This is a genomic window from Streptomyces silvisoli, assembly GCF_029269905.1.
Lineage (GTDB): Bacteria > Actinomycetota > Actinomycetes > Streptomycetales > Streptomycetaceae > Streptantibioticus_A > Streptantibioticus_A silvisoli_A.
Genome location: NZ_JARJBC010000035.1, coordinates 21,561 through 46,124, shown reverse-complemented (window position 1 = coordinate 46,124; position 24,564 = coordinate 21,561). Strand labels below are relative to the sequence as shown.

The 24,564-nt window shown below is 72.5% G+C and carries 17 protein-coding genes; 12 read left to right on the top strand and 5 right to left on the bottom strand.

Going from position 1 to position 24,564, the window contains the following annotated elements; genetic code table 11:
- Position 1: 1 nt before the first annotated feature.
- The 8 genes from nusA to P3G67_RS33735 all read left to right on the top strand — a co-directional run bounded on the left by nusA (position 2) and on the right by P3G67_RS33735 (position 11,355).
- On the top strand, positions 2–1,006 hold the full coding sequence (nusA, locus tag P3G67_RS33770) for a transcription termination factor NusA (protein ID WP_276096907.1): 1,005 nt from the start codon (positions 2–4) through the stop codon (positions 1,004–1,006).
- Between the two features lie 85 nt (positions 1,007–1,091).
- Positions 1,092–1,379 carry a YlxR family protein gene (locus tag P3G67_RS33765; RefSeq protein WP_276096906.1) on the top strand — a complete coding sequence of 96 codons (288 nt, stop codon included), beginning with the start codon at positions 1,092–1,094 and terminating at the stop codon, positions 1,377–1,379.
- A gap of 163 nt (positions 1,380–1,542) precedes the next feature.
- On the top strand, positions 1,543–4,569 hold the full coding sequence (gene infB / locus P3G67_RS33760) for a translation initiation factor IF-2 (RefSeq protein ID WP_276096905.1): 3,027 nt from the start codon (positions 1,543–1,545) through the stop codon (positions 4,567–4,569).
- A gap of 177 nt (positions 4,570–4,746) precedes the next feature.
- Positions 4,747–5,040 (top strand): DUF503 domain-containing protein, encoded by a 294-nt coding sequence (locus tag P3G67_RS33755; RefSeq protein ID WP_269859480.1) that lies wholly within the window; start codon positions 4,747–4,749, stop codon positions 5,038–5,040.
- 35 nt (positions 5,041–5,075) lie between these two features.
- The gene (gene rbfA, locus P3G67_RS33750) at positions 5,076–5,525 is read left to right on the top strand and encodes a 30S ribosome-binding factor RbfA (protein WP_269859479.1); all 450 of its coding nucleotides are present in this window, start codon (positions 5,076–5,078) and stop codon (positions 5,523–5,525) included.
- 20 nt (positions 5,526–5,545) lie between these two features.
- Positions 5,546–6,433, top strand: a complete 888-nt coding sequence (truB, locus tag P3G67_RS33745; protein WP_276096915.1) for a tRNA pseudouridine(55) synthase TruB — start codon at positions 5,546–5,548, stop codon at positions 6,431–6,433.
- 221 nt (positions 6,434–6,654) lie between these two features.
- Positions 6,655–10,095 carry a S1 family peptidase gene (locus tag P3G67_RS33740; RefSeq protein WP_276096904.1) on the top strand — a complete coding sequence of 1,147 codons (3,441 nt, stop codon included), beginning with the start codon at positions 6,655–6,657 and terminating at the stop codon, positions 10,093–10,095.
- 318 nt (positions 10,096–10,413) lie between these two features.
- Positions 10,414–11,355: a bifunctional riboflavin kinase/FAD synthetase gene (locus P3G67_RS33735; RefSeq protein WP_269859477.1), complete on the top strand. Its 942-nt coding sequence runs from the start codon at positions 10,414–10,416 to the stop codon at positions 11,353–11,355.
- A gap of 59 nt (positions 11,356–11,414) precedes the next feature.
- Here the strand turns inward: P3G67_RS33735 and P3G67_RS33730 are convergent, their stop codons facing one another.
- The 3 genes from P3G67_RS33730 to eccE all read right to left on the bottom strand — a co-directional run bounded on the left by P3G67_RS33730 (position 11,415) and on the right by eccE (position 16,425).
- Positions 11,415–13,994, bottom strand: coding sequence for an SCO5717 family growth-regulating ATPase (locus P3G67_RS33730; RefSeq protein WP_276096903.1), 2,580 nt, complete (start codon positions 13,992–13,994; stop codon positions 11,415–11,417).
- 323 nt (positions 13,995–14,317) lie between these two features.
- Positions 14,318–15,079: a hypothetical protein gene (locus tag P3G67_RS33725; protein ID WP_391858407.1), complete on the bottom strand. Its 762-nt coding sequence runs from the start codon at positions 15,077–15,079 to the stop codon at positions 14,318–14,320.
- Complete coding sequence (gene eccE, locus P3G67_RS33720; RefSeq protein ID WP_276096902.1) at positions 15,079–16,425, bottom strand: type VII secretion protein EccE; 1,347 nt, start codon at positions 16,423–16,425, stop codon at positions 15,079–15,081. Before eccE ends, P3G67_RS33725 begins: the two co-directional genes overlap by 1 nt.
- Before the next feature lie 276 nt (positions 16,426–16,701).
- On the opposite strand from eccE, the gene eccB reads away from it, so the two are divergent.
- On the top strand, positions 16,702–18,264 hold the full coding sequence (gene eccB / locus P3G67_RS33715; protein WP_276096901.1) for a type VII secretion protein EccB: 1,563 nt from the start codon (positions 16,702–16,704) through the stop codon (positions 18,262–18,264).
- Between the two features lie 35 nt (positions 18,265–18,299).
- Positions 18,300–19,484 carry a type VII secretion-associated serine protease mycosin gene (gene mycP / locus P3G67_RS33710; RefSeq protein ID WP_276096900.1) on the top strand — a complete coding sequence of 395 codons (1,185 nt, stop codon included), beginning with the start codon at positions 18,300–18,302 and terminating at the stop codon, positions 19,482–19,484.
- A gap of 30 nt (positions 19,485–19,514) precedes the next feature.
- On the opposite strand, the gene P3G67_RS33705 is transcribed toward mycP, so the two are convergent.
- Together P3G67_RS33705 and P3G67_RS33700 are read right to left on the bottom strand one after the other, a co-directional pair.
- Complete coding sequence (locus tag P3G67_RS33705) at positions 19,515–20,642, bottom strand: hypothetical protein (protein ID WP_276096899.1); 1,128 nt, start codon at positions 20,640–20,642, stop codon at positions 19,515–19,517.
- 65 nt (positions 20,643–20,707) lie between these two features.
- Positions 20,708–22,252, bottom strand: coding sequence for a beta-N-acetylhexosaminidase (locus P3G67_RS33700; protein WP_276096898.1), 1,545 nt, complete (start codon positions 22,250–22,252; stop codon positions 20,708–20,710).
- A gap of 415 nt (positions 22,253–22,667) precedes the next feature.
- Between P3G67_RS33700 and P3G67_RS33695 the strand changes: the two genes are divergently transcribed.
- Positions 22,668–23,096 (top strand): DUF2563 family protein, encoded by a 429-nt coding sequence (locus tag P3G67_RS33695; RefSeq protein WP_276096897.1) that lies wholly within the window; start codon positions 22,668–22,670, stop codon positions 23,094–23,096.
- A 14-nt stretch (positions 23,097–23,110) separates the two neighbouring features.
- Positions 23,111–24,529 carry a WXG100 family type VII secretion target gene (locus P3G67_RS33690; protein ID WP_276096896.1) on the top strand — a complete coding sequence of 473 codons (1,419 nt, stop codon included), beginning with the start codon at positions 23,111–23,113 and terminating at the stop codon, positions 24,527–24,529.
- Positions 24,530–24,564: the final 35 nt, after the last annotated feature.

The following is a 24,564-nucleotide window of genomic DNA, read 5'->3' as shown; positions in this document are numbered from 1 at the left end:
CGTGGACATCGACATGAGTGCCCTGCGGGGTCTGGTACGGGAGAAGGAGATCTCGTTCGACCTGCTGGTCGAGGCCATCGAGTCGGCCCTCCTCATCGCCTACCACCGCGAGCCGGGCAGCCACCGCGACGCACGGGTGGAGCTGGACCGCAAGACCGGCCATGTGACCGTCTGGGCGAAGGAGGACGCCTCCGAGGTCCCGGAGGGCGAGGCTCCGCGCGAGTTCGACGACACACCGTCGGGTTTCGGCCGAATCGCGGCCACCACCGCCAAGCAGGTCATCCTCCAGCGGCTGCGGGACGCCGAGGAGGAGATCACCTTCGGTGAGTACGCCGGGCGCGAGGGCGACATCGTCGCGGGTGTGGTGCAGCAGGGGAACGACCCGCGCAACGTCCTCGTCGACATCGGCAGGCTGGAGGCCATCCTGCCGCCGCAGGAGCAGGTCCCCGGCGAGGAGTACAAGCACGGTACGCGGATGCGCGCGTACGTCGTCCGGGTGGTGAAGGGGGTGCGCGGACCGTCCGTGACGCTGTCGCGCACCCACCCGAACCTGGTGAAGAAGCTGTTCGCGCTGGAGGTCCCGGAGATCGCCGACGGCTCGGTGGAGATCGAGGCGATCGCCCGCGAGGCGGGCCACCGCACGAAGATCGCGGTGCGCTCCACCCGCCAGGGGCTGAACGCCAAGGGCGCCTGCATCGGCCCGATGGGCAGCCGGGTGCGCGCGGTGATGGCCGAGCTGAACGGCGAGAAGATCGACATCGTCGACTGGTCGGACGACCCGGCGCAGATGGTGGCGAACGCGCTGTCACCCGCCCGGGTGAGCAAGGTCGAGGTGGTGGACCTGTCCGGTCGCTCCGCGCGGGTGACCGTGCCCGACTACCAGTTGTCGCTGGCTATCGGCAAGGAGGGCCAGAACGCCCGGCTCGCCGCCCGGCTCACCGGCTGGCGGATCGACATCCGGCCGGACACCGAGTCCGAGCCGCAGAACGCCGAAGTACCGCGGTAAGCGGGCAGTGAGCACTTCGTAACGAACAGCCGAGCGCAAACCGACCCGAAGGGGTGAGGTTGGCGCGGGGAGGTAGACTTAAGCAGTGTCTGGCCGGACGCGTGCCCGAGCATGCCCTGAGCGAACCTGCATGGGTTGCCGGAAGCGGGCGGCCAAGAACGAACTGCTGCGCATCGCGGTGATCGAGGATGAGTGTGTCCTTGATCCACGCGGTACGCTGCCCGGCCGGGGTGCGTATCTGCACCCCGACATGGCGTGTTACGACATGGCGGTCCGCCGTCGGGCGTTCCCCCGGGCCTTTCGGAGCCGGGGGCCGCTCGGTACGGCGGAGTTGCAACGGTCCATGGAACACGCGGTACGGAACGCCGCCTAGCACAAGGCGGCACGGAACAGAGAACGGTACGGGTAACCGTGCGGTCAGGTACGAGTCGGAAGTAGGTCGAGATTGCGATGAGCACTCGATGAGTACGCGATGAGTACGCCCATGAAGTAGCGACGGTCCGGCGGACGACCACCCCGGACCTAGAAGGAGCGAAGTGGCTAAGGTCCGGGTATACGAACTCGCCAAGGAGATGGGAGTTGAGAGCAAGGTCGTCATGGCCAAGCTCCAAGAACTCGGCGAATTCGTCCGTTCGGCGTCCTCGACGATCGAGGCGCCGGTTGTTCGCAAACTGACTGACGCTTTCCAGCAGGGGAACGGCGCCGCCGGTTCCACCGCTGCCAAGCCCTCGGCGCCGCGCAAGCAGGCGCCCACCAAGCCGGCCGCGCCCAGCGCAGGCGCGGCTCGTCCCGCCGCCCCCAAGCCGTCCGGCGCGCCCGCGCCGAAGCCGGCCGCCGCGACGCCGCCCCCGGCCGCCCCGGCGCAGCCCGGCCCGCGCCCCGGCCCGCGTCCTGGCCCCAAGCCCGCCCCGGCGCAGCCCGCGCCCGCGGCGGAGTTCTCCTCTCCGGCCGCCGCCGCGCCGTCTCCGGCCGCTCCCGAGCGCCCGGCGCAGCGTCCTGGCCCCACGCCTGGTCCGCGCCCCAGCCAGCGTCCCGGTTCGCGGGACGGCGGTCGTGGCGAGCGCGGTCCGCGCTCCGGTGGCGAGCGCGCGCCGCGTCCCGCCCAGGGCGGCGCCCGTCCGGCCGGTCCGCGTCCCGGCAACAACCCCTTCACCTCGTCCGGTAGCACCGGCATGCCGCGTCCGCAGGCCCCCGGCGCTCCGCGTCCCGGTGGCCCGCGTCCCGGCGGTCCGGGTGCGCCCGGTGGCCCGCGTCCGCAGGGCGCGCCGCGTCCCGGTGGCGCTCAGGGCGGCCCGCGGCCCACTCCGGGCGGTATGCCGCGTCCCGGCGGCCAGGCCGGTCCCGGTGGCCCGCGTCCGAACCCGGGCATGATGCCGCAGCGTCCCGCCGCGGGCCCGCGTCCGGGTCCGGGCGGTGGCGGTCGTGGCCCCGGTGGCGGCGGTCGTCCCGGCGGTGGCGGCGGCGCTCGTCCCGGCTTCGCCGGTCGTCCGGCCGGTCCGGGCGGTGGCGGTCGTCCCGGTGGCGGCGGCTTCGCCGGTCGCCCCGGTGGTGGCGGCCCGGGTGGCGGTGGCGGCGGCTTCGCCGGCCGCCCCGGCTTCGGCGGTCGTCCCGGTGGTCCGGGTGGCCGTGGCGGTACGCAGGGTGCCTTCGGGCGTGGCCCGGGCGGTCGCCCGGCGCGCGGCCGTAAGTCGAAGCGGGCGAAGCGCCAGGAGTACGAGGCCATGCAGGCCCCGTCCGTGGGCGGTGTGATGCTGCCTCGCGGCAACGGCCAGACGGTCCGGCTGTCGCGCGGTGCGTCGCTCACCGACTTCGCGGAGAAGATCAACGCCAACCCGGCGTCGCTCGTCCAGGTGATGCTGAACCTCGGCGAGATGGTCACCGCGACCCAGTCCGTCTCCGACGAGACGCTTCAGCTGCTCGCCGACGAGATGAACTACGTCATCGAGATCGTCAGCCCGGAGGAGGAGGACCGCGAGCTGCTCGAGTCCTTCGACATCGAGTTCGGCGAGGACGAGGGCGGCGAGGAATCGCTGGTCGCGCGTCCGCCGGTGGTGACCGTCATGGGTCACGTCGACCACGGTAAGACCCGACTGCTGGACGCGATCCGCAAGACCAACGTGGTCGCGGGCGAGGCCGGTGGCATCACCCAGCACATCGGTGCCTACCAGGTCGCGACCCAGGTCAACGGCGAGGACCGGAAGATCACCTTCATCGACACCCCGGGTCACGAGGCGTTCACCGCCATGCGTGCCCGCGGTGCGAAGTCCACCGACATCGCGATCCTGGTGGTCGCGGCGAACGACGGCGTGATGCCGCAGACCGTCGAGGCGCTCAACCACGCCAAGGCGGCCGACGTGCCGATCGTCGTCGCGGTCAACAAGATCGACGTCGAGGGCGCGGACCCGACCAAGGTGCGCGGTCAGCTGACCGAGTACGGCCTGGTGGCCGAGGAGTACGGCGGCGACACCATGTTCGTCGACATCTCCGCCAAGCAGGGGCTGCACATCGACGACCTGCTGGAGGCCGTCGTCCTCACCGCGGACGCCGCGCTCGACCTGCGGGCCAACCCCCACCAGGACGCGCAGGGCATCGCGATCGAGGCGCACCTCGACCGCGGTCGCGGCGCCGTGGCCACCGTGCTGGTCCAGCGCGGCACGCTGCGGGTCGGCGACACCATGGTGGTCGGCGACGCCTACGGCCGCGTCCGCGCGATGCTGGACGACACCGGCAACAACGTGGAGGAGGCCGGTCCTTCGGCCCCGGTCCTGGTGCTCGGTCTGACCAACGTGCCGGGTGCCGGTGACAACTTCCTCGTCGTCGAGGAGGACCGCACCGCCCGGCAGATCGCCGAGAAGCGTGCCGCCCGTGAGCGGAACGCGATGTTCGCCAAGACCCGTCGCCGGGTCAGCCTGGAGGACCTGGACAAGGTGCTCAAGGCCGGCGAGGTGCAGCAGCTCAACCTCATCATCAAGGGCGACGCCTCCGGTTCGGTGGAAGCCCTGGAGTCCTCGCTGCTGCAGCTGGACGTCGGCGACGACGTCGACCTGCGCATCCTGCACCGCGGTGTGGGTGCGGTCACCGAGACCGACGTCTCGCTGGCCGCGGGCTCGGACGCCATCATCATCGGCTTCAACGTGCGGGCCGAGGGCCGCGCCACGTCGCTGGCCGAGCGCGAGGGCGTCGACGTCCGGTACTACTCGGTCATCTACCAGGTGATCGAGGAGATCGAGGCGGCGCTGAAGGGCATGCTCAAGCCGGAGTACGAGGAGGTCGAGCTCGGCACCGCGGAGATCCGCGAGGTCTTCCGCTCGTCCAAGCTCGGCAACATCGCCGGTGTGCTCATCCGCTCCGGCGAGGTCCGGCGCAACACCAAGGCCCGACTCATCCGCGACGGCAAGGTCATCGCGGAGAACCTCACCATCGAGGGCCTGCGCCGGTTCAAGGACGACGTCACCGAGATCCGCGAGGGTTACGAGGGCGGTATCAACCTCGGCAACTACAACGACATCAAGGTCGACGACGTCATCGCCACCTACGAGATGCGTGAGAAGCCGCGCGGTTGATCCACGCGGTGAAACCAGCCCGCGCGTAGCCCGGTCCACCGCTGCGGTGGCCGGGCGAGGGCTGGCAGGCCGGGGCCGGTCGGCGGAAAATATCCCGTCGATCGGCCCCGGCCGTTCCCGGTACTGTTGTGGTTACTGTTCACACGAGGCCTCACGGGTCGGCTTGACCCGCTGCCCATGTATGTAGGGACGTTGTCCTTCGACCTGCTCCTCGGCGACGTGCGGTCGCTGAAGGAGAAGCGCTCCATCGTCCGGCCCATCGTGGCCGAGCTGCAACGACGGTACGGCGTCAGCGCCGCCGAGGTCGGCGCCCAGGACCTCTACCGCAGGGCCGAGCTCGGCATCGCGGTGGTGTCCGGGGACCTCGGGCACATCAAGGACGTGCTGGGCCGCTGCGAGCGCTGGATGGCCGCCCGGCCCGAGGTGGACCTGCTGTCCTCCCGGGAGCGGATCCACGGCGAAGACGACTGAACCGAACGAAGACCGAAGAAGAGAGAAGATTACGCATGACCGACACCGCGCGGGCGCGCAAGCTGGCGGACCGCATCCGGGTCGTGGTCGCCGAGACCCTGCAACGGCGGATCAAGGATCCGCGGCTGGGCTATGTGACGATCACGGACACCCGGGTCACCGGTGACCTGCGGGAGGCGACCGTCTTCTACACGGTCTTCGGCGACGAGGAGGAGCGCGCAGCCTCCGCCGCGGCGCTGGAGAGCGCCAAGGGAGTGCTGCGCTCCGAGGTCGGCCGCCAGACCGGCGTACGGTTCACCCCCACTCTCACCTTCGTCCTCGACGCGGTCCCGGACACCGCCCGGACCATCGACGACCTGCTCGCCAAGGCGCGCGCAGCCGACGCCCAGGTCCGCGAGACCGCCGCGGGCAAGGGCTTCGCGGGCGACGCGGACCCGTACCGCAAGCCCGCCGCGCAGGACGACGAGGAGTCGGACGAAGCGTGAGCCAGGCACGCACAAGGCCCATGGGTCCGGACGGGGTCGTCATCGTCGACAAGCCCGCCGGGCTGACCTCGCACACCGTGGTCTCCCGGATCAGGAAGCTCGCCGGAACCCGCCGGGTCGGCCATGCGGGCACCCTCGACCCGATGGCCACCGGGGTGCTGGTGATCGGTGTGGAGAAGGCCACCCGGCTGCTCGGGCACCTGGCGCTGACCACCAAGACGTACCAGGCCACCGTCCGGCTCGGTCAGTCGACGGTGACCGACGACGCCGAGGGCGAGGTCACCGCCACCGCCTCGGCGGCCGGGGTGACCCGGGAGGCGCTGGACGCCGCGGTGGCCAGGCTCACCGGGGACATCCTCCAGGTGCCGTCCAAGGTCAGCGCGATCAAGGTGGACGGCAAGCGCTCGTACCGCAGGGTGCTCGACGGCGAGGACGTGGAGCTGGCTGCCCGGCCGGTCACCGTCTCGTCCTTCGAGGTGCATGCCGTACGTGAGGCGGTCGCCGACGACGGCACCGCGTTGCTGGACGTGGACGTGACCGTGGACTGCTCCTCCGGCACCTACATCCGCGCCCTCGCCCGCGACCTCGGCGCCGACCTGGGCACCGGCGGGCATCTGACCGCGCTGCGCCGCACCCGCGTCGGCCCGTACGACATCGAACAGGCGCGGACCCTGGAGGAGTTGGCGGAGTCCTTCACCGTGCTGCCGATCGGGCAGGCCGCGTCCGAGGCGTTCCCACGCTGGGACGTCAGCGCCGAACAGGCCCGACGTCTGATCAACGGTGTACGGCAGAAGGCCCCCGGACTCGGCGCCGGACCGATCGCGGTCTTCGGGCCGGAAGACCGCTTCATCGCCCTGGTCGAGGAGCGGCGCGGGGAGACCAAGATCCTCGCGGGCTTCGTCTCCTAGCGCCACCGTGAGCGCGGGCCGGGGCGGTTGGCAGCCCGGGCCCGCACTCGACGATTCCCCTCCGATCTTCTCTTATCCGCTCCGAGCTGCGGATTCACCCCAACGGGCAGGCGCTCGGAGTGAATCCCGTGGTGTCCGGGGGCGCTTTCGCCGCACGCCCTGTCCTGTCGATCACCACCCGCCTACCGTCGACGGTGAAGTGCTCGGTGGGAGGTTCGTGGATGGCGCTTGGGGTCCCCCCTACCGCGGGGCACGGGAAGGCCGATCCGGACGAGTCGCTGGTGCGGCTGTGCGATCTGGCCGGTCGGCCACGCGGCACCGGGTTTCTCATCGACACCGGCGGCACGCTGCTGACCAGTCATGAGGCGGTGGACGGGCTGCGTCGGCTGGTGCTGCACGCACCCGGCGAGCAGACCTGCCTGGTCGAGGCCGAGGCGATCACCCCGCTGCCCGAGCAGGGCCTCGCGCTGGTGGCCACCGAGGGCCTGGTCGTACCGCCGCTGCCGGTCGCCGAGAGCGGCCCCGCCGATCCGGACGGCTGGGTGCGGCTGCACGCCGAGGGCTGGGTGCACGCGGCCGTGGTCGGCACGGTGCCCGCCACGTACACCGCCACCGACCGCTTCCATCTGCTGGGCCGGGTCTACGAGTTGGTCACCGGCACCCCGGAGGCGCTGCGCGGCGGGCACCTGGTCTCCGGCAGCCCGCTGGTGGACACCAGGACCGGCGCGGTGCTCGGCGTGGTGGCCACCGCCGTGCACGCCGCGCACGCCGCGACCGGCTTCGCCATCCCGCTGCGCGCCGAGGGCCCACTGGCCGAACCGCTCGCCCGCAACGCCGCCACCGTGCCCGCCTACGGCGCCCATCTGAACCTGGCCGGTGCGCTGCAGCTCACCGCCACCTCGGTCGGCTCGGCAGGCGCCGGACGGCCGCGCGACTGGCGGGAACCGGAGCACCGGCCGGCCGTCGAGGCCGAGTTGCGGAACTTCCTGGGCACCGCCGACGAGCGCGGCCCCCTGGTGCTCGGCCTGGTCGGTGACCCCGGCTGCGGCCGCACCACGGAACTGGGCACGCTCGCCGCCCGCCGCGCCCGGGGCGCCCGCCCGGCCCCCACGGTATGGCTGCGCGGCGCCGAACTGCGGCCCGGCGACGGCGGGTTGAAGGAGGCGGTGGAACGGTCGCTGAGGGCCGCCGGGCGGATCATCGACGCCTCGGGCGGGGTGGGCGAGGCCGGGCAGGCGGAGGGCGTCACACCGGACGCGGTGGCGCATCTGGCCCGGGCCGCGGGCCGCCCGCTGCTGGTGCTGCTGGACGCGCCCGAGGAGATGCCCCCGGTACTGGCCCACGCGCTGCCCGACTGGACGGCGGGTACCACGAGTTGGCTGCGCGCCGCCGGAGTACGGCTGGTGGTGGCCTGCCGCCCGGAGTACTGGGAGCGGGCCGGTGCGCTGTTCCCCGCGGAACTGCTGTTCCGGCCAGAGGCCGCCGCGCCCGTGCCGGGCGGCCCGGCACGGGCGCTGCCAGCCTGCGTACGGCTCGGTGACCTCACGCCGGAGCAGGCCGAGCGGGCCCGTGAGCGGTACGGGATCCCGGACGACGCGATCGACCCGGCGGACGCCGCGCATCCGTTGGCGCTGCGGCTGCTGGCCGAGGTCCGCGCGGCCACCCCGGACGTGGCCGGGGCGCCGGACCGGTACGCGATCTTCTCCGCCTACCTCGACCTGGTGTGCCTGCGGATCGCGGTACGGCTCGCGGTGGCCGGTTCCGAGCAGCTCACCGGCACCGCGCTGCGGCGGCTGGCCGCCCGGGTCGCCGGGCAGGTGCACGAGGCGGCGCGGCAGTGCCTGGGGCCGGGGCAGGGTGAGTTGGACCGGGAGGCCTTCGAGGAGATCTTCCCGTGGCGCAGCGGCTGGGCGTCCGCGGTGCTCACCGAGGGGCTGTTGGTGCCCGCGGGCGCCGGATACCGGTTCGCGCACGAGGAGTTCGGGGACTGGCTGCAGGCCGGGCACCTCGATCTGGACGCCGCGCTGCACGCCCTGGTCCACCGCTGGCAGACGGCGCCCCCAGGGCACGAGGAGGCCCCGGTACGGCTGCCGTCCCGCCCGGCGACTACGGTGCGCACCGGCGCCCACCACGACCGGGTGCCGCCGCCCCCTCCCGCGCCCTCCGTCGCCCCCACGCATCCGCCGCACGCGCTGCCGGTGCCACGGCACCGCATCGGCCCGGTCGTACAGGCCCTGCTGCTCGCCGGACGGCGGGACGGAGCCGCCGAACTCGCCCACCGGCTCGACGACTTGGCCGGCGCGCTGGACGCGGGCGCGGCGGAGCCCACCCGGCTGGTGTCCGACGGCGAGCCACCGGACCGCGCGGGGGGCGGCGGCACCGACGCGTCCGACGAGCGGCGCGCGGACGCCGCGTGGTGGGCGGCACATCTGCTCGGCGAGGTGCTGCTGCGCGTTCCCGACGCCGGGCCGTTCCGCGATGTGCTGCGGCGGCTGGCGGAGCGGATCACCGTGCGCTCACTGCAACGCGGTGGGTTCGGCGCACCCCAACTACCGGCGGGAATGGCCGACTTCGGCCCATGGTTCTGGCTGCGGCTGCCGCTGGAGACCGCGGACCGGCTGGATCTGCTCCGGCTGCTGCTGCCCGCCGACGGGCCGCCCCCGGCGAAGGGTTGCGGCGCGGGCGAGGACCGGTTCCTGACCGCGGCCGGTGAACTGCTGTGCGCTGACACGGACGTCGCGCTGCCGTTGATCTGCGGCTGGTTCGACGACGACCGGCCGCTGCCCGCCGCCCCCGGGCCGGGCCGCACCACCACGGTGGCGTCCGCCGCGCAGGCGTTGCTGCACACCCACCGGCACCGCGCGGTCGACTCGCTGACCGAGGCGCTGGTGGCGGCCGCCCATCCGCGCGCCGACGAACTCCTCGCGGCGCTCGCCGAGGACGAGCCCTCAGCGCTGTGCCGTGCGGTGGACCGCTGGGCACACGACGACCGTCCGGAACGCCATGTGGCCGCCGCGGCCTACGGGTTGCGCGCCGCGGCCCATGTGACCTCCGAGGCGGACCGCCAACTGCTGCGCTACGCGGCCCTCGCCCTGCTCGGCCGCAGCGACACCTGCTCGCTGCACGGCGCGGCGCTCGCCCTGCTGGTACGGGATCCGGTGACCCGTAACCGCCATCTGGAGCGGGCGCTGGCGCGCTTCGCGGCGGCGGACCCGTACATTCCGGCGAGCGTGCTGGGTACCGCGCTGGCCACGCATCCCGAGCCGGTACTGGCCGCCTTCCAGGCCCGGCTGCGCGAGTCGGGCCCGCGCGCCGCCGAGGTACTGGCGGAGCTGGCCCGGGTCACCACCCCGGCGCTGGCCCGCCGCGCCGCGGCGCTCGTACGCGGCTACGCGGAACACTGCCCGGAGGGCGCCCGCTACGTGGCCGACTACCTCGACCTGCGCCTGGAGCAGGGCCCCGGCGCCCGCGCGGTGCTGTTCCCCCTGGCGGTGGGCCTGCTGCGCGACCCGCGCGCCGAGGTACGCAGAGCACTCGCCCCCGTACTGACCGCCACCGGCTCCGCCGTCTCCCGCCCCCTGCGCCGGGAACTCCTCCAGGTCCTCCTCGAAGGCGAACACGATGCCGCGGTCCTGGAAGCGGTCCGCCGCGGCACGGCATAACCCACCACCCGTCCATCGCCCCACACACCGGGCGCGTGCCCACCCACGGCCCGGCATCTGCGGCCGACCGCGCATGTCCTCGCCGCCCGGCGCGTGGCCGCACGCCCGGCCCGGCTTCTCCGGCCGACCTCCGCGTACCCCTGCCCGCCCGGAGGGCGCGGTGGCGAAGAAGGAGCGCCGAGCCCCGGACGAGCCCCCGCCCCGCCGCAGCCAGGGCGGGAAACCCCAGTACAGGAACCCGAACCCACAGCCAGCGCGGCGACATGGCACTCTTGGACCGGCACACTGGATTTCTGTTGCGGGCGAGGAGCGGTCACTGTGGAGCGCTGGCGGGGCTTGGAGGACGTTCCCCAGGGGTGGGGGCGCAGCGTCGTCACCATCGGCTCGTACGACGGCGTCCACCGCGGGCACCAGCTGATCATCGGCCGCGCCGTGGAGCGCGCCCGCGAGCTGGGTGTCCCCTCGGTCGTGGTCACCTTCGACCCGCACCCCAGCGAGGTGGTCCGCCCCGGCAGCCACCCCCCGCTGCTGGCCGCACACCACCGCCGCGCCGAGCTGATGGAGCAGCTGGGCGTCGACGCGCTGCTGATCCTTCCGTTCACCACCGAGTTCTCCCAGCTCTCTCCGGGCGACTTCGTCCGCACCGTGCTGGTCGAGACACTGGGCGCCAAGCTCGTGGTGGAGGGCCCGAACTTCCGCTTCGGTCACCGGGCGGCCGGTGACGTGGAATACCTCTCGGCGCTCGGCCTGAAGCACGACTACCAGGTCGAGGTCGTCGATCTCTACATGCGCGGCACGGCGGGCGGCGGCGAGCCGTTCTCCTCCACACTGGTGCGCCGACTGGTCGCGCAGGGCGACGTCACCGGTGCCATGGAGATCCTCGGCCGCCCGCACCGCGTCGAGGGCGTGGTGGTACGCGGCGCCCAGCGCGGCCGGGAGCTCGGCTACCCCACGGCCAACGTGGAGACCCTGCCGCACTCGGCGATCCCCGCCGACGGCGTCTACGCGGGATGGCTCGTGGTGGACGGCGAGTCGATGCCCGCCGCCATCTCGGTCGGCACCAACCCGACCTTCGACGGCACCCAGCGCACCGTGGAGGCCTACGCCATCGACCGGGTGGGCCTCGATCTGTACGGGCTGCACGTGGCCGTCGACTTCTTCGCCTTCCTGCGCGGCCAGGAGAAGTTCGACTCGATCGACGCGCTGCTGGAGCGGATGGCGATCGATGTGAAGCGGGCCCGCGAACTCGTGGAGGCGTAGCCTTCCAACTGCCGTACAGGGAAGGGCCGGACGGTCTCGTCCGGCCCTTCCCCATGTGCTCACTGCGGCGGCGGGTAACCGTACCCCTGCTGCTGCTGCGGCCAGCCGGGCGGCGGGGTCTCGCCACCCGCAGCGGGCGGCTGGCCCGGACCGGGCTGCGGCGCGCCGGCGGGGCTTGGCGCGGACTGGGCCTGGGTCTGGGACGGCGGCTGCTGCGGCCAGCCCTGCGGCGCGCCCGGCTGACCGTACGGCTGCTGCGGCGCCTCACCGTACGGAGCGTAGCTGTTCGGCGCCGGGTAGTAGCCCTGCTGCGGCTGGCCCGGGATCGGCGGGGCCATCTGCGGCGGCATGCCGCCACCCTCGCCCTGGGTCCACAGGCCCTGCGCCTGCTGGGCCCGGGTGAAGTCCTCCGCGACCATCGCGGCGAGGTTGAAGTACGCCTCGCGGGTCTTCGGCCGCATCATGTCCAGGTCCACCTCGGCGCCCGCCGCCAGGTGCTCGTCGAACGGGACGACGACCACGCCACGGCAGCGCGTCTCGAAGTGCGCCACGATGTCCTCGACCTTGATCATCTTTCCGGTCTCGCGGACCCCGGAGATCACCGTGATGCTGCGCTGCACCAGGTCGGCGTAGCCGTGCGCGGAGAGCCAGTCGAGCGTGGTGCTCGCGCTGCTCGCGCCGTCCACCGACGGGGTGGAGACGATGATCAACTGCTCGGCGAGGTCGAGCACCCCGCGCATCGCGCTGTAGAGCAGACCGGTGCCCGAGTCCGTGAGGATGATCGGGTACTGCCTGCCCAGGACGTCGATCGCCCGGCGGTAGTCCTCGTCGTTGAACGTGGTCGACACGGCCGGGTCCACGTCATTGGCGATGATCTCCAGCCCGGAGGGCGCCTGTGAGGTGAACCGGCGGATGTCCATGTAGCTGTGCAGATGCGGAATGTGCTGCACCAGGTCGCGGATGGTCGCACCGGTCTCCCGGCGCACCCGGCGGCCGAGCGTTCCCGCGTCCGGGTTGGCGTCGATGGCCAGGATCTTGTCCTGGCGCTCCGAGGCGAGGGTGGAGCCGAGCGCGGTGGTGGTCGTGGTCTTGCCCACCCCGCCCTTGAGGCTGATCACCGCGATCCGGTAGCAGGACAGCACCGGCGTACGGATCAGTTCCAACTTCCGCTGCCGCTCGGCTTCAGCCGCCCGGCCGCCCAGCCGGAACGGCGAGCGGCCCGGGATGTTGCCGCCGGGCTTCTTCGCCTTGGGCTGATGGCGCAGCAGCCGGTCTGACGACAGCTCCACCGCCGCGGTGTAACCCAGCGGCGCCCCGCCGACGGTGCGCTGCCGCTGGTCCGGCGTGACCGCGGGCCAGCCAGCGGTACGCGGGTCGGCGGGCTGGGCCGCCTGCTGCTGCTCGGGGTTGGCGGGCGGCGGCATCGGTGCACCGGTCTGCGGAAAGCTGTAAGAGGACTGCGGTGTCGGCGAGTTGGGCGCGTTGGGCACCGGCGGCTGCGGGAAGCCGGGACCGGGCTGCTGCGGGGGCAGCGGTGCTCCCTGGCTCGTCGGCGGGCCGTAAGGCGCGGGCGGCGGCAGCGGTGCGCCCTGGCCGGTCGCCGGGCCGTACGGCGGGGGCGGCAGCGGCGCGCCGCTCGCCGGGTTCGGCGCGTTCGGTACGGGCGGGTGCGGGAAGCCGTATCCGGACTGCGGCGGACCGGGCTGCTGGGGTCCGGGCTGCTGCGGACCGGGCTGCTGGGGTGCCTGGAACTGCGGCGGCAGCGGTGGCACGGCGTGCTGCGGCGGGGTCTGCGGAGGCGGCACCTGCTGCGGCCACGGCGAGTTGCCCATCGGCTGCTGCGGCGCGGGCGGCTGGTGCACGGGCTGGTGCGGCGCGGGCGGCGACCACGGCCGGGCGCCGGTGGGCGCGGCCGACTCGCCAGTGGTCGCAACGGGGGCCGCCGGGCCGGAAGTTGAGGTCTGCGGCGCCGGGGGCTGGGGCGCGGCGTCGCGTGGTTCCTCGGCGGCGGGGTTCGCGTCCGCGGGCTCGCCCTCGGGCTGCGCGGGGGCGGCTTCGGCGTTCGGGCCCACGTTCCGCGGGGAGTTGTCGGTGTCCGCCGCTGTGGACGCGGTGTCCTCCGCGGACTTGGCGGCCTGGGCGGGGATGGCCGAGAAGCGCATGGTGGACTCGCTGCGGATGGCGCCCTGTAGCGGCTCGTCCCCGCTGTCCGGCTCCCGCTCGGCGTCCGCCTGCTGGGCGTCGGGTGCGACGGGTGCGCCGCTGGCCGGGCCGTCGGGGGTGCCGTGCGCGGCGCTGGCCGCCGGGTCCCGGTGCGTCTTGGCCAGGCCCGGGAAGGAGGGCTCGGCGTCGGCGACGGCCGGGGCGCTCGCGGGCGTCGACCAGCCGGGCCCGCCCGTGGCCGGCCCCGGTGCGGACTGCGGCGCGGCGCTGACCGAAGGCGGCGTGGCCATGTCGGGGGCGGGCAAGGGAGGTTGGGGCGCCGGAGGCTTCGGGGCCGTGGCGGGCGCGGGCGACCCACTCTCCTCGCTGCTTGTCATGTACCAGGCGGGCGGCGTGTAGTCGATGGTGAACTCGCCGGTGTGGTCGGCGTCGGTCGACCGCCCGTCGCCGCGGTTCTCGTCCCGGTCGGTGCTCACTGTGCCTCCTGGATTGCTGTCATGCTCGCGAACGGCATGTCGTACGCCGGGGCCTGCGGCACGGGTGGGGTGGGCGTCGTAGCGCAGGCTCGCGCCATCGATGGTTCCTCCCCGTACCGCGGCAGCCCATCCGGCCCGTTGCTGCGGTCCCCTCGGTCTCAGGGGCCGCGGAGGCTGATTCGGGATACCTGCCCTCGTGTGCTCCTGCCGCTCTGGAGGACAGCCTAATCATCAGGTGCCCCTCCGCGTCAGGCCCGCCCCCGCCGTCCGCGACGCATCGGCCACCGGTCGCCGCACCGCCCCCCGACCCCTGCCAGCCGGTGTCAGTCCACCCGGCGCGCCGTACCCAGCAGCCCGGTCTCGGCATCCGTGGGCTGGGTCATCACGAACTGGCGGTGGGTACGGGTGCACCACAGCGCGAAGTTGTCGCCCAGCCCGGACAGCGCACCGACGTCCGCCGCGGGCAGCGCCATGGTCCGCCCGACCACCTCGGCCTCTTCCGGCGAGACCCGCTGCACCCCGACGAGTGTGGCGCTCTCCAGGAACCGAGGGGCCGTCGGCCCCAGATACGGCAGCAGTGTCAGCACCGACTGCCACGGCGCCGCCGCCACCCTTCCGCGCGGCGGCCGGGTCCCCGCGTCGCGCACCACCAGCACCGGGGAGCCCACCGACGGACCCTGCGGTGGCACCCGCCCCACCTCGTGCACCGTCACACACTGCTGGCCGCCACCGGCCGCCTGCGCCAACGGCGCCCACACCTGGGGCCGTCCGGTCTCCACCGCGATCCGCGCTCCCGTGGCCGCCGCGCGCAGCGCGACCACCTGGGCCATCCACAGGCCGCCGACCAGCACGACCTCCAACGGCGTGGGCCGGTTGAGGCCGAGCACCGCGGGCCGGTTCTGCGCGTCCACGCCGATGACCACACCGTCGTCACCGACCGGCACGCCCACCGCCGCCAACTGCCCGGCGGGCAGCACATGCCGGGAGCGGCGCGGCCCCAGCAGGCCGAACCCCAACCTGGCCCGTCCGCCGCGCGGTTCACGCTCCACGCCCGTACCGACCTCGGTCATCCCCGAAGAGGACATCAGCGGGCACCTCCCAACGGCAGCGTCGCCAGCACACCGGGCAACTGCTCACGGTCCAGCCGCACCAGATCCACCTTCACCCCGCGCGCCGCACGCTCCAACTGCCGCCGCGCGGTGGTCAGTTCGGCGTCACTGCGGCCGGTCACCCGGACATGCCCGGCCACCGCGGCCGCGCCCGCGGTTCCCCGGCTCACGGTGAGGCTGAACGTGGAGACCAGCGCGGGCATCGAGGTGAGTAGCGCCACCAGGTTCGGCGCCGACGTGCCACCCGGTCCCAACTGCGGCCAGCGGCCTATCCAGTACGTGGTGTGCCAGCGGTCGTCGCAGCGCCAGGCGCGAGCCGTCTCCGCGGTGCGGCGGGGCGGCGAATCCGAGCGGCCCGCCTGCGCGTTGGCCAGTGGGTTGACGCAACTCGACGTGCCCACGGCGCTGATCAGCGCGGGCTCGTCCAGCAGCGTGGCCTCGAAGCCCGCACCGGCCAGCCTGCTCGCCAGCTGGTCGGCGGCGCGCAGCAGGGCGCGCTGCGCTCCGGCTGTGCCGCCGCCACGGGCCCGTACCGCCTCGGGGCACAGCTGCGGGTCGAGCTTGAGCGCGACCCAGGTCAGTCGGACCGCCGGAGCACCGGACTGCGCCTGCAACGGCGCGTAACTGCGCGCCGCGACGGCCTGCTCCGGCAGGTGCGGCGCCGGGGCGGGCTGGGTGTGCTGCACCACCTGCACCGACTCCAGCCGTATCCCGTCCACCTCCAGCGCCTCGTGGAGCAGCTCCAGCGGCAGGGGGCGGGCGGTGCGCAGCGGGCGCAGCGGTATGTCGTCGGCCTGCACCTGGAGCACCGCGGTCAGGAACGTGCCGTCCCCGACCATGCCCACCGCGCGCCGCTCCCGGGCGGTGTAGGTGTAGGTACGCAGGCTCGGGTCGCACTCCACGGCGGGCGCGAACGCCGGGTCGGTGCCGGACGGCACCGGCTCACCGGCCCGTCGTCTGCGGGCCCGCAGCGCCAGGGCGGCGGCCAGCCACTCCGGCGCGGGCCGCCGGTGTCTGCGCACCACGGCGAGCACCACCAGCGCCGCGGCGACCACGCCCGCGGGCGCGAGCAGCAGCGGATCGGTGACCCAGGCCGCCAGCAGCAGCGCGGCGGCCACCTCTATCAGTACCAACTGCCGTACGCCGAACGGGCCGATGCGGCCAGACTGCGGATGCGGCCTCAGCACCGCACCAGACTGCGGTCCCGCGCCGCCCCGCCGCCCTCCGTCGGGGAGCGGTGCACCGGCCGCGCGTGCCGCACCGCGCGAGCGCGTGCCGGAGGGCGGCTGCCCTTCCGTACGCGTCGTGGTCGCGCTGGCCATCCCCGTCGCCCCCTTGTTCCACTCTTGCGGTGAATGCCGGTTTCCCTCCGGGTGGTTGACGTGCTGCCTGCCCCACCCGCACGACCGTTGTCGATCGTCACCCGGCATAGTAGAGGCCCAGTCCGACAAGCGCGGGCGCCCGCCCCAGCCTGTGGATAACCGGGGTGCACCGCCGACGAGTTCCGTCGGCGCGCACCGCGACCGCGGCGGCCAGCGGGCGTGAGAGCGCACACCGACCAGATCGTGAACTGATCACCGGGGGAGAAGAAACAGCCGATGGCCTCACGGCGGGACGAGCTCAACGCCTACACCTTTGCCAGAAAGCGGACCTTGGCGGCGTTCCTCCAGCCGTCCGCGTCGGGCTCCGAGGAAGGTGCACCGCGACCCCTGCGCGCCTTCGCGCCGAGCCTGGTCGTCGGCGCCCTGCTGCTCGCGGGCTTCGGCGCCTGGGGAATGATCAAACCGGGCGCCCCGCTGGGCTGGGACACGCCCGGTGCCAAGGTCCTGGTCGGCAGTGAGTCCACCACCCGCTACGTGGTGCTGAACACCGACGGCAAACCGGAACTGCACCCGGTGCTCAACCTGGCATCCGCCAAACTCCTGCTGGATCCACAGAAGTTCGGGGTGCTGAAGATCCCGGAGTCGGTGCTCGACAACGGCAAGATGCCGCACGGCCCGACCCTCGGCATCCCGTACGCCCCCGACCGGCTGCCCAGCAGCGCCGATGCCGGAACCGCCAAGCTGTGGGCCGTGTGCGAGCGGCCGGGCCAGGGGCCGGGAGACGTCCAGAAGGCCGCCTTCGTGCTCGCCAGCCGGGACGCGGCCAAGGTCGACGGCGCCGGACGGTTGAGCGGCGACCAGGGGCTGTTCGCCCAGGGGCCCGACGGCACCGAGTACCTGATCGACCCGAACGGCACCAAGTACGTCATCGGCAATCCCGACTGGCGCAACTCCAGCAAGGCCGGACAGGACGCCCAGAAGCTGCTGGTGAGGATCCTGTTCGGCGGCGACCGGACGCCCCAGTTGGTCACCGAGGACTGGCTGGCCACCTTCAACCAGGGCAAGCCGGTCGAGTTCCCGCAGCTGGCGGGCCTCGGTGGGGCGGCCAACGTGCCGGGCCTGAGCCCGCAGCTGAACCGGGTCGGCATGGTGCTGGTCGCTCCCAGCGGCACCGGCTCCCAGAAGTACGTGGTGCTGGCCGGCAAGGTCCAGCGCGTCTCCGACCTGGTGGCGAAGCTGCTGCTCAACATGCCGGGCGTCACGTCGATGTACCCGGGTGTGCCGGCGCCGCAGCAGGTCGCCGCCCAGGACTTCACCCCCGATGACGCGGCCTTCCCGGACGACAGCGGATGGCCGCAGGAGCCGCCGCAACAGGTGAACGACGGAGTCTCCGGCGCCTCGTGCAGCGTCTACCGAGGCACGGTGGACGGCAGCAACAGGCCCCAGGTGAGCGTGTGGACGGGCGCGCACTTCCCGGCCACCGTCGTGGACGGCGGAACCAGCGCCTATGTGACGCCGGGTTCCGGCCTGCTCTACCGGCAGACCGTCGGCGGTTCCACGGACACCGGCAGCGTCTTCCTGGTCACCGACACCGGCCTGCGCTACGCCGTGCAGTCGAACAACGACAGCGACTCCCACAAGTCGAACATCGGAACCGATCCCTCCGCCTCCCCGGGCTCCCAGAGCGCGGACCAGAGCCAGCAACAGGCCAACCAGGCCCAGGTGCGGCTCGGTTACGGACAGGTGCAGCCGGTTCCGGTTCCGCAGGCGTGGTCGTCCTTCCTGCCCGCGGGCCCGACGCTGGACGCCAACGACGCCGCCCAGCCCCAGGGTTCGTGATGCGCGTACTCCAACTCACCCGTCTCGTACGGTACATGACCGCCTCAGGCGCGGCCTGCGCGCTCGCGCTCGCCCCCGGACTGGTACCGGTGCACCAGCCGGTACCGGCCCACCTCCGCCTTGACGACGCGGGCGAGTGCACCTACCCGGCGCAGCCCATCAAGAGCGAACCCTGGTCGCTACAGCGGGTGATGCTCGACCAGCTGTGGCAGAACAGCCAGGGCAAGGGCGTCAGCGTCGCCGTCATCGACACCGGTGTCGACGCCCGCAACCCGCAACTCAAGGACGCCGTCGACAGGCGCGACGGCTTCGACCTGATCGACAACAAGGGTGACGGCACCAACGACACCGTGGGCCACGGCACCAAGGTGGCGGGCATCATCGCGGCGCGCCCGGCCGCCGGTACCGGATTCGTCGGCCTGGCACCCCAGGCGACGATCATCCCGGTGCGCCAGAACGACGACCAGGGCAACGGCAACGCCGGGACGCTCGCCCAGGCCATCCGCAAGTCGGTGGCGGCGGGCGCCAAGGTCATCAACATCTCGCAGGACACCACCGGCGGCCCCGACGCGCAGCTGGCCCAGGCCGTGCAGTACGCACTGGGCCAGGACGTGGTGGTGGTCGCCGCCGCGGGCAACAACGGCACGGGCGGGCAGCAGAACACCACCTATCCGGCCGCGTTCCCCGGGGTGCTGGCGGTCGGCGCGTCCGACCGCGACAACGAGCGCGCCGACTTCTCCCAGTCCGGCCCGTTCGTGGGGGTCGCGGCGCCCGGCGTCGACATGGTGTCCACGGTGCCGATCGGCGGCCAGTGCGTCGACAACGGAACGAGCTTCGCGGCGCCCTATGCGGCGGCCGTCGCCGCGCTCATCCGCGCCAAGCACCACGACTGGCATGAACAGCAGGTCGTCGCCCAGATCGAGCAGACCGCCGAACGCGTGGACCCCGGGCACAACAACTTCATCGGCTGGGGCGTGGTCGATCCGGTACGCGCCCTCACCGACGACGCCAAGCCGATCGACGAACCCGTCGCGGACAAGGGCCTGACGAAGGGCGGCGCCAAGGTGCAGCCCGCCGCGCTGACCCTGGGAGAGACCCCGCAGCACCGCGCGGAGCGCACCGCGACCTACGCCCTGGGCGCCGCGGCCGTCCTGGTGGCGGTGATCGCGGGCGGCGCGGTGGTCGTACGGGACGCCCGGCGCCGCCGCACGACCACCTGAGCTGACCGCCCAAGTCGCTGGACAGCGCGTTCAGTTGGCGTTGGCCGGACGGACGGTGCTCATGATCTTGTCGATCTCGGCCGAGGTCAGGGCGTTGGGTACGCCCTGGTCCGCGTAGAGGATCCAGATGCCCGTCGTGCCGTCCTTGAGGCGCATCGCGATGGCGCGCGCGGTGGCGGTCGGCGGGACGCAGGGGCTCGGCCGGTAGATGCCGGTTGCCGTCGCGGTGGCGAGGTAGCCGTCGATGCCGTTGTGCTTCCACGGGGTGACCTGGTTTACCGTCACCTTCGGCTTGTGGCCGTCCAGCCCGCCGTAGGCCCCGAACAGCCAGTTGTTCGCGGCGATTTTGGCGCTGTCCTGGAGCGTGCCGCCCTGGTTGCCCTGGGAGCCGACGGTGGCGAGCTGGCCCTTCCCCGCCTGGATCGGGCCGGTCTGGCTGCCCGCCGAGGCACAGCCGCCCTGGCGGTAGTACGAGACACCGGTCATGCCCAGCATGGGCTTGCCGTTCTGGTCGGTGTACGCGTTCTCCAGGTCGGGCTTGTCGACGCTCCACTGGTCGGACGCCGGTGGCACGTCATAAGTGAAGCCGTGCCGCTGCCAGGTCTGCGTCTGCCAGCCCGCGATCACCGGCTTGGCGGCCTGGCTGTTCCCGGTGGAGTTGGGGCCCTGCTCGGTGGGCGACGGCGCGGTCCGGGTCGCCGCGGCGGCGGGCGGCTTCGAGCCCTGCGGCTTCGAGCCGCCGCCCCTCATCGCGAACGCCACGCCGCCGCCGATCACCGCGAGCGCGACCACGGCGCCGGCGACGGTGAGCAGCGTCCTGCGGTTGCGCGCGGGCTGCTGTGGTTCCGGCTCCGGCGGCGTGAAGGGCGGCTGGCCCTGCGGCGCGGCGGCGTGCTGCGGGAACCCGGCGGGCGGCATGGGCGGCGGCCCCTGGGGCGGCTGTGCGGGCTGTCCGTACGGGGGTTGGGCCTGCGGCTGCGGCGCGGGATGCGCGGCCGGTGCGGGCGGCCCTGGCCAGCCTGGCGGCTGTATTTTCGGCAACTCACCGGTGGGAGTCCAGGCGGGCGCCGGGCCGAATCCCTGCGGCGGCTGCTGGGGTTGCTGCTGGGACTGCTGCTGGGACTGCTGCGAATCGTGGGGGTTCTGGGGCCAAGACATGGCCGATACCCTATGTGCCGTCCGCCGCCGCTCGGACATGGAACGGCGGCGGACGCCGACAACGGCTACTCGTCCGCGGGCCAGGGGACTTGCGGAGAGCGGTAGTAGTCGATCCCCAGGACGTCCCAACGCGGTCCCTGCGCCGCCAGACGCGCCCGGAACGCGTCCCAGTCATGCGATGTGGCCGGTGACCAGCCCAGTTCGGCGGTGGCCGGCAGTCGAGGGAACGCCATATACCCTATGTCGTCGCTTGTCGAGATGGTTTCCGACCAAAGTGGCGCCTCGACCCCGAGTACGGCCGAAGCGGGCGCACCGTGCAGGAACGTCGCCGGGTCCCAGCCGTACGCGTCCTTGACCTCGGTGTAACCGGCCCAGCTGAGGCCCAACTTGGTGGACCGGTTGTACTTCATGTCCAGATATGTGTGGTTGGCGGGCGACATCACCAGCCGCGTCCCCGCCCTGGCCGCCGCCACGACGCCCTTCTCCGTACCGGCCGTGCCCCAGTACTGCGCGACCGCGCCCGCGATGGGATGGGCGTTGGTGATCTCGTGCCAGGCCAGCACGGTCTTCCCGTGCGCGGCTACGAGCGGCTGCACCCGGTCCATGAAGGCCGCGTAGTCGGCGGCACTGGTGGAGTGCGCCTCGTCACCACCGATGTGCAGATAGGGGCCAGGAGTGAGCGCCGCCAACTCCCGCAGCACATCGGCGATGAAGCCGTATGTCACCGCCTTCGGTACGCACAGCGAGCTGAAACCCACGTTCGTCCCGGTGTACAGCGGGGGAGCCACCCCGTCGCAGTTGAGCGGCGCATAGGAGGCGAGCGCCGCGTTGGTGTGCGCGGGCATGTCGATCTCCGGAACGACCGTCATGTAGCGGCTCGCCGCATAGCGCACGATCTGCTCGTACTGCGCCTCGGTGTAGTAGCCGCCGGCGCCGCCCCCGACCTCCGTCGACCCGCCATAGGTGGCCAACCGCGGCCAGGACCGGACGGCGATCCGCCACCCCTGGTCGTCCGAGAGGTGCAGATGAAGATAGTTGATCTTGTAGAGCGCCAGCTGGTCGATGTACCGCTCCACCTCGGCGACGGTGAAGAAGTGCCGCGAGACGTCGAGCATCGCCCCGCGGTAGGAGTACCGCGGGGCATCGGTGACTGTCCCGCCGGAGACCGTCCACGGCCCCGGCTGCGGCGTCCGCGCCTCCACCGCGGCGGGCAGCAACTGCCGCAGTGTCTGCACCCCGTGGAACAGCCCCGCGGGCCGCTCGGCGGTGATGGCCACGCCGTGCCTGGTGACGTCCAGCCGGTAACCCTCCTCGCCCAGCCCCTCGGCGTGGCCGCTGAGGGCCAGCACGATCCCGTCACGCCCGCCCGCCGCCAGGGGCCGTACGGGCAGCGGATACCCCGTCGACGGCCGCAGCAGCGCCGCCAGATACCGCCCGACGCGCACCGCCTCCGGTGAGCCCTCCGGCACCCGGATGGCGGTGCGCTCACCGATCGAGTACGGCGCACCACCCTCGTGCACGGCCGCGGGCACCGGCACCACCTGGGACAACGGCCGCGGGGCCGCGTCCCTGGGCGCCGCCGAGGTGGCCCCGGCGGTCACCCCCACCATCAGGAGCAGCGCACCCAACAAACACGGCAACCGCCACACGGCCACCGCAGAAACCCAAGCACCGCGTCGTCTCACGAACGATCCCTCCGCCGAGGACCAAGGCCCAACCGACACCTGCGACCGAACTCCGATAGACCGACCAAATGCGCTTCCTGGGTACCGTGAGTCTGACGAGGCGTCAAGTACGCCGTGCGACGGGACGCGATGTGTCGGCTCGGTTGGCTCGACCGGACCACGGGCATGGGAGATCGGCCTGGCCGCTGGTGGTCGTCGCGCCGGATCGGGCGGGGCTGATCGGAGTGGTGAGCCAAGTCACCTTGGGCGACACGTGGTTGGCTGCAACGCGGTTGGGGCTGTCAGTGGCACTCGATAGGGTGGTAGGCAGTGTTAAAGGCGTTGTAAGGGGGAGCGGACCGTGGCTGTGTCTGACAACGGCACGTCGGGATTCGGGCGCAAGCCCGACGCGCTGTTGGATATCCAGAAGCGCATCAACGACCTGCTGACCAAACTGGAGCAGTCCGCGGCCTCGCACACCAAGCTCGGCGGCCAGGCGGTCTCGCGAGCGTCGTTCGGCGGGAAGTTCGCCGAGGCCGACGATCTGCACGCGCTCTACGACAACGTGCACAAGCAGTTGGTCACCCTGTCGCAGACGTTCAGCGACCAGCTCGAAGCGTTGGGTATCACCGTCCAGATCATCGACCGCGGCTACGACGGCATCGATCAGGAGCAGGCGGACCGGCTGCGTGAGATCCAGAAGAGGACCGCGCAGTACTACACGGCGCCGAAGCCGAGCGGACCGGCCGCCCCACCGCCTGACGGCCACGGCAAGTCGGTCGTTGCGTAGGACGGGGGAGTCTCATGGGTCAGTATGACGACGCGAAGGCGGGCCAAAGCGACGTCTTCGAGTGCTACGCGATGGAGAGCCACAACTTCGAGGGCATGTCCGTGAAGGATCTGCGGGCACTGGTGGAGAGTGGCAACCCGAGCGACATCACCAGCGTGGGGCACGCCCTGCTGGACGCGCACGGTGAGATCACCGACATCGCGAACCAACTCAAGCACTATGTGGCGGTGGCGGGCGGACAGTGGCAAGGAGCAGGCGCCACCGCGTTCCAGGACTGGGGAAACCAGTTCGCGAACCAGAGCCTGAAGCTGGCTCACGTCGCCTATGTGGCGGGTGACCACATGAGCGCCGCCGGGTACGCCCTCGGCCAGGCGCAAAGCGTGGTGCGGACACTGTCCCCCGACGCCAAGCCGAACTCCTCGGACCACAATGAGGCCATCACCCAGGTGAGCAAGGTGGCCTCGACATATGTGACGGCGAAGGAGGTGATCCAGGGGGAGCCGATGCCGAACTTCCAGCCGTTGCCGGCGCAGGTGGCGTCGGGGGGAAGCAATGACAGCTTTCTCAGCGACCGACCTTACGGTTCGTCGAGCCCTACATCCAGTGTCGGTAGTCCGGACGGTGGCTCGTACGGGGGAGCGACATCGCAGGGTGAGCGCACGGATGGTTCCACAGCGGGAACGGCTTCGCCGCGCGGCACATCAACAGCACCGCACATTTCCGGGGTGCCGGAGGGCGATACCACTCCACATACGTCTCTTGATTCAACGGCCCCGGTTGCTACTCCGCCACCGCCCGTGGACCACGGCATGGAGACGCCCAAGGGGCCGTCCACCCCTCAGCCGGGTGGAATGCTGGTCCCTCCGCCGCTTGGCGGTTCGGGGAGCGGTCTGGGCGCTGTGGCCCCGCGTGGCCCGGTCGGCTCAAGCAGCGGACCCGCGAACGTCGGTGGTCTGGGCGACGATCGCCCGCCAGTGTTGGGGAAAGCGCCGAGTGAACCTGGCGGCGATGGGATCGTGGGAGGTATCCCCAGTCGTAATGGCACTTCCACACCCTCTACTCGCATGCCCCGGGCGACTGTGATCGGCGGAGAAGGAGAGTCCACGACACCGCGTGGCTCGATGTTCCGAGGGCCGATGGGGGCAGGCATGGGCGCTGCGGAAAGAGGCCTGATAGGGCCGGGACGTCGACTGGCCTCTGAGCCGGGCGGTGTGGTTGGCGAGGTGCGCGCCTCAGCCTCGGGTGCACGGGAGTTCACGCCGGGCGGATCCGGACTGGTGCGGGAAGGCCGGGGGACCGGGATGTTGCCTTCCGCCGGGGACCGGTCGGTGACCAGGCGACGCACGTCTACCGCGCGACCCGACTACCTCGAAGAAGACGAAGAGACTTGGGACGTGAGCCGACAGGACGTCGTGCCGCCCGTCATCAACTAGGCCGAACGGAACCATAGGACCAGGTGGAGGCAACG

Coding starts and splice junctions, on each gene's coding strand:
- P3G67_RS33725 (WP_391858407.1), bottom strand. CDS start 15,079: ATGTCCTCTTCGGGGATGACCGAGGTCGGTACGGGCGTGGAGCGTGAA.
- mycP (WP_276096900.1), top strand. CDS start 18,300: ATGACCGCCTCAGGCGCGGCCTGCGCGCTCGCGCTCGCCCCCGGACTG.
- truB (WP_276096915.1), top strand. CDS start 5,546: ATGGGTCCGGACGGGGTCGTCATCGTCGACAAGCCCGCCGGGCTGACC.
- P3G67_RS33740 (WP_276096904.1), top strand. CDS start 6,655: ATGGCGCTTGGGGTCCCCCCTACCGCGGGGCACGGGAAGGCCGATCCG.
- rbfA (WP_269859479.1), top strand. CDS start 5,076: ATGACCGACACCGCGCGGGCGCGCAAGCTGGCGGACCGCATCCGGGTC.
- P3G67_RS33690 (WP_276096896.1), top strand. CDS start 23,111: ATGGGTCAGTATGACGACGCGAAGGCGGGCCAAAGCGACGTCTTCGAG.
- eccE (WP_276096902.1), bottom strand. CDS start 16,425: ATGGCCAGCGCGACCACGACGCGTACGGAAGGGCAGCCGCCCTCCGGC.
- P3G67_RS33755 (WP_269859480.1), top strand. CDS start 4,747: ATGTATGTAGGGACGTTGTCCTTCGACCTGCTCCTCGGCGACGTGCGG.
- eccB (WP_276096901.1), top strand. CDS start 16,702: ATGGCCTCACGGCGGGACGAGCTCAACGCCTACACCTTTGCCAGAAAG.
- P3G67_RS33705 (WP_276096899.1), bottom strand. CDS start 20,642: ATGTCTTGGCCCCAGAACCCCCACGATTCGCAGCAGTCCCAGCAGCAG.
- P3G67_RS33700 (WP_276096898.1), bottom strand. CDS start 22,252: ATGGTGGGGGTGACCGCCGGGGCCACCTCGGCGGCGCCCAGGGACGCG.